The sequence below is a fragment of the Burkholderia sp. Tr-20355 genome (genome assembly GCF_017104685.1).
GTDB classification, from domain to species: Bacteria; Pseudomonadota; Gammaproteobacteria; order Burkholderiales; family Burkholderiaceae; genus Burkholderia; species Burkholderia seminalis.
Genome location: NZ_JAAGPK010000102.1, coordinates 22,137 through 28,970, shown reverse-complemented (window position 1 = coordinate 28,970; position 6,834 = coordinate 22,137). Strand labels below are relative to the sequence as shown.

Annotated in this window: 6 protein-coding genes; 3 read left to right on the top strand and 3 right to left on the bottom strand. The window is 69.6% G+C overall.

Annotation, left to right across the window (positions count from 1 at the left end):
* From G3N62_RS23155 to G3N62_RS23145, 3 genes are all read left to right on the top strand, one after another.
* A partial coding sequence (locus tag G3N62_RS23155) for a redoxin domain-containing protein (protein ID WP_206141308.1) occupies positions 1-1,431 on the top strand: 1,431 nt, incomplete at its 5' end.
* Positions 1,432-1,486: 55 nt separating this feature from the next.
* The gene (gene msrA / locus G3N62_RS23150) at positions 1,487-2,230 is read left to right on the top strand and encodes a peptide-methionine (S)-S-oxide reductase MsrA (protein ID WP_124670530.1); all 744 of its coding nucleotides are present in this window, start codon (positions 1,487-1,489) and stop codon (positions 2,228-2,230) included.
* A 220-nt stretch (positions 2,231-2,450) separates the two neighbouring features.
* On the top strand, positions 2,451-3,566 hold the full coding sequence (locus G3N62_RS23145) for an aromatic ring-hydroxylating dioxygenase subunit alpha (protein WP_034190663.1): 1,116 nt from the start codon (positions 2,451-2,453) through the stop codon (positions 3,564-3,566).
* Positions 3,567-3,594: 28 nt separating this feature from the next.
* Here G3N62_RS23145 and G3N62_RS23140 read toward each other — a convergent pair whose 3' ends face one another.
* The 3 genes from G3N62_RS23140 to G3N62_RS23130 are packed head-to-tail and all read right to left on the bottom strand — an operon-like array spanning position 3,595 to position 6,640.
* The gene (locus G3N62_RS23140) at positions 3,595-3,984 is read right to left on the bottom strand and encodes a cytidine deaminase (RefSeq protein WP_034190664.1); all 390 of its coding nucleotides are present in this window, start codon (positions 3,982-3,984) and stop codon (positions 3,595-3,597) included.
* A 25-nt stretch (positions 3,985-4,009) separates the two neighbouring features.
* Positions 4,010-5,326, bottom strand: coding sequence for a thymidine phosphorylase (gene deoA / locus G3N62_RS23135; protein ID WP_059557982.1), 1,317 nt, complete (start codon positions 5,324-5,326; stop codon positions 4,010-4,012).
* Between the two features lie 39 nt (positions 5,327-5,365).
* The gene (locus G3N62_RS23130) at positions 5,366-6,640 is read right to left on the bottom strand and encodes a NupC/NupG family nucleoside CNT transporter (protein ID WP_034190666.1); all 1,275 of its coding nucleotides are present in this window, start codon (positions 6,638-6,640) and stop codon (positions 5,366-5,368) included.
* Between the last annotated feature and the right edge of the window lie 194 nt (positions 6,641-6,834).

Below are 6,834 nucleotides of genomic sequence, written 5' to 3'. Positions count from 1 at the left end.
ATCCTCGGGCTCGTGCTGACCGGCGCCGCCCTGCGCGGCGCGAGCGTCGGTACGACGCTGCTGCTCGTCGCGTATGCGGCCGGCGCGGCGACCTCGCTCGGCGTGGCGCTCGTGATCGGCGGCAAGGTGTTCGCCGCGATGAAGCGCTCGCTCGGCGCCGGCGAATGGATCCGGCGCGGGATCGGCGCGGCACTGCTGGCCGGCGTCGGCGCGATCGCGCTCGGCCTCGACACCGGCGCACTCGCGCAGCTGTCGACCGTCACGACGGGCGGCCTCGAGACGAAGCTGGTCGACCGCCTCGGCGGACGCTCGAACGGTGCACCGGCCGCGATGGCCGCGACCGGCACCGCTGCCGACAGCGCAACCGGCGGCGCGATGATGGCCGCGGCCGCCGACGGCGCACCGGCCGGTGGCGGTGCGATGATGCGCGCGGCCGTCACGACGCCGTCCGCGCTGCCCGTCGAAGGCACGCTGCCGTCGCTCGACGGCGCCGTGCAGTGGCTGAACTCGCCGCCGCTGACCGCGGCCGGCCTGCGCGGCAAGGTCGTGCTGGTCGATTTCTGGACGTATTCATGCATCAACTGCCTGCGCACGCTGCCGTACACGAACGCGTGGGCACGCAAGTACGCGCCGTACGGGCTCGTCGTGATCGGTGTGCACGCACCGGAATTCGCGTTCGAGCGCGACATCGGCAACGTGAAGAAGGCCGTGCACGACCTGGGCATCGACTACCCGGTCGCGATCGACAACGGCTATTCGATCTGGCGCGCATTCAACAACGAATACTGGCCGGCGCACTACTTCGTCGACGCGCAAGGGCGCGTGCGCCATCACCACTTCGGCGAAGGCGAATACGCGCAGTCGGAGCGCGCGATCCAGTCGCTGCTCGCGGAAGCCGGCCATCCGGAAGCGCTGAACGTGCCGCTCGGGCTGGCCGGTGCGCCCGCGAACGGGGCGCTCGCGGCGGCCGACAGCGCGGACGTCCGCTCGCCCGAAACCTATGTCGGCTACACGCGTGCGGAGAGCTTCACGTCGCCGGGCGGCGCCGTGCGCGATGCGGCGCACCGCTACGACGCGCCGGCCCGGCCGGACCTCAACGACTGGGGCCTCGCGGGCACCTGGAACGTCGGTGCCGAGCGCGCGTCGCTCGCCGCGCCGGACGGCCGGATCGTGTACCGCTTCCATGCGCGCGATCTGCACCTCGTGCTCGGCCCGGGTGCGAACGGCCAGCCCGTGCGCTTTCGCGTGACGCTCGACGGCGCGGCCCCCGGCGCCGCGCACGGCACCGACGTCGACGCGCGGGGCTACGGCACCGTCACCGGCCAGCGCCTGTATCAGCTCGTGCGGCAGCCGGGAGCGATCGCCGATCGCACGTTCGCGATCGAGTTCCTCGATCCCGGTGTCGATGCGTACGCATTCACTTTCGGTTGATCGCGTGCGCCGCCACCCGGCGCCGTGTCCCCGACCCATTGAAAAGGAGCAAATGATGATCCCGATCTCCCCCCGTGATGCCGCGGCGCGACGGCGCGCGACCTTGCTGCGCCGCATCGGCGCCGTCGCCTTCGCGGCCGCCGCCGTGTTCGGCTACCAGCGTATCGTCAATTCCGCCGAGCCGATGCGCACCGTGCCCGCCCCGACGCTCGACGAGACGTCCAGCGCGTCGCACGACGAAACGGCCGTGCTCGCCGGCGGCTGCTTCTGGGGCGTACAGGGCGTGTTCGAGCACGTCAAGGGCGTGAAGCAGGTCACCGCGGGCTATGCGGGCGGCGCGTCCGAAACCGCGCACTACGCGCTCGTCGGCTCGGGGCTGACGGGGCATGCGGAATCGGTGCGCATCGTCTACGACCCGACGCAGATCACGTACGGCCGGCTGCTGCAGGTGTTCTTCTCGGTCGCGCACGATCCGACCGAACTCAACCGGCAGGGCCCCGATGAAGGATCGCAGTACCGGTCCGCGATCTTCCCGACCACCGCGCAGCAACGCGCGGTCGCGACCGCGTACATCGCGCAGCTCGGCACGGCGCACGTGTTCCCGGCGCCCGTCGTCACGCGGGTCGAGGACTACAAGGGGTTCTATCCGGCCGAGGCGTATCACCAGAACTACCTCGAACTGCATCCCGACGCGCCGTATATCGCGTTCAACGACCTGCCGAAGGTCGCCGGGCTGAAGCAGCGTTTCCCGGCGCTGTACCGTTCCGACGCGGTGCTGTGGCGCGACGCCCGTTCATGACCCGCCACCGGCCGCGTAACGGGATACCGCCCGCCGCGCGGCCGGGCACGACCGGCGCGCGCCGCCTGCGTCCCGATTTGCGCCGCATCAACGAAACTCGTCGCGCCATGCCGGGGCAAACCCGCATCGCGTCCGCCGTCGCGGGCAACTTCGCGTAGACTTCTCCAGATGCCCGCCGCTTCTTGCGGCGCCCGGACTACCCGCCCAGGAGGCGTCACGCATGCTCGCAGTGCCTTTGCCTGACAGCAACACCGTTGGAGAATCGTCCTCCGGCGCCACCGTGCGCGACCTGCGCCGTGTGCCGATTCATCCCGATCACTGGTACCCGCTCGCGTGGTCGCGCGAGCTCAAGCGCGGCAAGACGCTCGGCGTGCACTTCGCCGGCGAGCCGATCGTGCTCGTGCGCACCGAGTCCGGCGCCGTGTACGCGCTCGAGGATCGTTGCGCGCACCGCCAGGTGCCGCTGCACGCGGGCGTCGTCAGCGGCGAAACGCTGCGCTGCTGCTATCACGGCTGGACCTACGCGTGCGACAGCGGCCGCTGCGTCGACGTGCCCTATCTCGGCCGCGAGCGCTTGCCCAACGGCGTGCGCGCGTATCCGTGCCGCGAGGCGCACGGGCTGATCTTCGTGTTCCCGGGCGACGCGACGCTCGCCGAGGAACGGCCGTTCCCCGCCCTCGAATCGGCGGACAACCGCGCGTACAAGACGCGCCGTTTCGGCCGCGAGGTCAAGTGCCACTACTCGTTCATGCACGAGAACCTGATGGACATGAACCATCAGTTCCTGCACCGCAAGCAGATGGGGCAGATGCGCGCGCGCTCGGTGGGCCGTCGCCGCGGCGACGACTGGGTCGAGGTCGACTACACGTTCGCGCGGATGGAAGGCAAGCAGCCGGTCGGCGAGGCGCTCGTGTTCGGCGCGAGCAAGAAGCCGGCCGACCAGTCCGACAAGAGCGTGATGACGGTGCGCACCGGCTACCCGTACCAGACGCTGCAGATCCGTTCGAGCGAAGGCACGCTCGTGATGGACCTGTGGATCGTCTACGTGCCGCTCGACGCCGAACAGCGCACCAACCGCACGTTCGGCCTGCTGTCGATCCACAAGCCCGGCATCCCGTTCGCGCTCGATCTCGCGTGGCCGCTGCTCGTGTGGTTCACCGAGCGCATCTTCCGCGAGGATCGCTGGATCGTCGAGCGCGAACAGGAAGCGCACGATCGCCAGGGCGCCGACTGGAACCACGAGGTGTTTCCGGTCATCAACGAGCTGCGCGACCTGCTGCGCCAGTGCGGCGCGCGCACCGTGATCCCGATCCGCGAAACGCGCGAAGGCGCGTGACGCGTGCGACCCGCCGCGGCGCGCGCCGTTACAGGCTGAACGCGCCCGGCAGCAACGCACGGGCCGTCGTAACCTCGACGGCCCCCTTCAGGTTGGCGAGGATCACTTCGATGTCGGGCAAGCCGATCTCGATGATCACCTGGCGGCACGCACCGCACGGCGCGATCGGGCCGTCCGTGTCGCCGACCACCGCGAGCCGCGCGAAGTCTCCCGGGCGATAGCCGGCGGCGATCGCCGAGAACATCGCCGTGCGCTCCGCGCAATTGCACAATCCGTAGGACGCGTTCTCGACGTTGCAGCCGTGGAAGACCGTCCCGTCGCGCGCCTGCAGCGCCGCGCCGACCTTGAAGCGCGAATACGGCGCATACGCGCGTTCGCGCGCCGCCCTGGCCTGTTCGATCAGTTCGTCTCGTTCCATCGAAATGATGCCTCCGGGAGTGGGGTCAGCCGATCTGCTGGTAAAGGGTGGGTGGCGCTTCGCCCGTCTCGCCGAGCACGTAGCTGCGCCGCACCGCGTCCACCGCGTGTGCAGCCGCCGCGCCGTCGCGCGCATGCACGTAGCCGAGCGGCTCGCCGGCCTCGACGCGCTGCCCGATCTCCGCCAGCGCCGTCAGTCCGACGCTGACGTCGATCGCGTCCTCCGCGCGCGTGCGGCCGCCGCCGAGCGCGACGACCGCCAGCCCGAGCCCGCGGCAATCGACCCGCTGCACCACGCCGGTCGCCGGCGCGGGAACCGGCACGATCACCGCCGCGCGCGCCAGATGCCGGGCGGGCACGTCGATCAGGTCCGCGGGGCCGCCGAGCGCCGCGACCATTCTCGCGAAGCGTTCGGTCGCCGCACCCGAATCGAGCGCCTCCTGCAGCTTCGCGCGCGCCGCCGCGACGTCGCGCGCCAGCCCGCCCGTGACGAGCAGCTCCGCCGACAGCGCCATCGTGACGTCATGCAGGCGCGCCGGGCGCGACTTGCCCGTCAGGTAGTCGATCGCGCAGGCGACTTCGAGCGCATTGCCCGCGCACGGCGCGAGCGACTGGTTCATGTCGGTGAGGATCGCGGTCGTCTTCATGCCGGCGCCGTTGCCGACGTCGACGATGCTGCGCGCCAGTTCCGCCGATTTCTCCGCGGTCGGCATGAAGGCGCCGGAGCCGACCTTCACGTCCATCACGAGCCCGTCGAGCCCCGCCGCGAGTTTCTTCGACAGGATCGACGCGGTGATCATCGCGACCGACTCGACGGTCGCCGTCACGTCGCGAATCGCATAGATGCGCTTGTCGGCCGGCGCGAGCCGGGCGGTCTGCCCGATGATCGCGACGCCGACCTCGCGCACCGTGCGACGAAACGCATCCGTCGCGGGCATCACGTCGTAGCCGGGAATCGCGCTGAGCTTGTCGAGCGTGCCGCCCGTATGGCCGAGCCCGCGCCCGGAGATCATCGGCACGTAGCCGCCGCACGCGGCCACCATCGGCCCGAGCATCAGCGACACCACATCGCCGACGCCGCCGGTCGAATGCTTGTCGATCACCGGCCCGTCGAGATCGAGCGCGCGCCAGTCGAGCACGTCGCCCGAGTCGCGCTGCGCGAGCGTCAGCGCAACGCGCTCCTCGGTGCTCAGGTCGTTGAAATACACGGCCATCGCGAACGCGGCCACCTGGCCCTCGGTCACGCTGCCGTCTGTCACGCCGCGCACGAACGCGGCAATCCCGTCGCGATCGAGCGGTTGCCCGTCGCGCTTCCTGCGAATGAATTCCTGCGGTAGAAACATCGTTGCCTCTCTTCGAACGGTCGGAGTCTACTGCACGATTCAATGCAGCGAAAAGAACAGCCCGGCAATCGCGGCGCTCATCAGGTTCGACAGCGTGGCCGCCGTCAGCGCGCGCAGGCCGTACCGCGCGACTTCCGAGCGGCGCTCCGGCGCGACCGCGCTGAAGCCGCCCGCGAGAATCGCGATCGACGAGAAGTTCGCGAAGCCGCACAGCGCGAACGACACGATCGCGAGCGTCTTCGGGTCGAGCACCTGCAGGCCGGCCGCCGCGACGTGCTCGCCGCCCTTCAGGTAGGGCGACAGGTCGCCGTACGCGACGAACTCGTTGAAGATCAGCTTCTCGCCGATGAAGTTGCCGGCGAGCGTCGCATCGTGCCACGGCACGCCGATGATCCACGCCAGCGGCGCGAACAGGTGGCCGATGATGCCCACCAGCGTGACCTGCGGAAAGCCCGCGAACGCGGCCGCGCCGCCGACGATCAGGTTCATCAGCGCGATCAGCCCGACGAACGCGATCAGCATCGCGCCGACGTTGATCGCGATGCGCAGCCCGACCGACGCGCCGGATGCCGCGGCCTCGATCACGTTCGCGGCGCGCTTGTCGTCGAAATCGAGACCGTCGACCACGACGCGGCTCGGCTCGACGGTCGGAAACAGCAGCTTGCCGAACAGCAGGCCGCCGGGCACGGCCATGAACGACGCGGCGAGCAGGTATTCCATCTTCACGCCGAGGCCGGCATAGCCGACCAGCACCGAGCCCGCGACCGACGCCATGCCGCTCGCCATCACCGTGAAGATCTCGGCGCTCGTCATGTTCCGCACGAACGGCTTCACGAGCGCGGGCATCTCGCTCTGCCCGAGGAAGATCGTCGCGACGGCCGAACATGCCTCGATGCGGCTCACGCCGAGCACTTTCGCGAGCCCCGCGCCGAGGATCGCGACGATCCACTTCATCACGCCGATGTAGTACAGCACCGAGATCAGCGCGGTGACGAAGATGATCATCGGCAGCACGCGCAAGCCGAACACGAATCCGCCGTCGCCGAACAGCTGGAACATCCGCGCGTCGACCAGCCCGCCGAACACGAACGCGATGCCGTGATTGCCCATGTCGAGCACGCGATTGACGCCGTTCGCGGCCCCGGCCAGCGCCGCGCGGCCCGACGGCACGAACAGCACCAGCGCGCCGATCGCGAACTGCGTGAGCAGCGCGGCGATCATCGTCCGGCCGCTCACCGCCCGACGATTGTTCGACAGCAGATAGGCAACCAGCAACAGGAACAGCATACCGAGGAGACTGCGCAGAATATCCACCTTGTGCTCCTTTCTCACTATTTGAACTGTCCGGCGAGCGGCCCTGGCTCGCGGCCCCTGCATGGGGTGGGTGGATGTTACTCGCTCGATACGCGCGCCTGCAACGCCGACAAAATCACCGTGCCCAGCCGCATCGATCGTTTCCCGTTTCGCATCTATCCGACTTGATCAGTTGTTCTATCTACCTGGCGGAA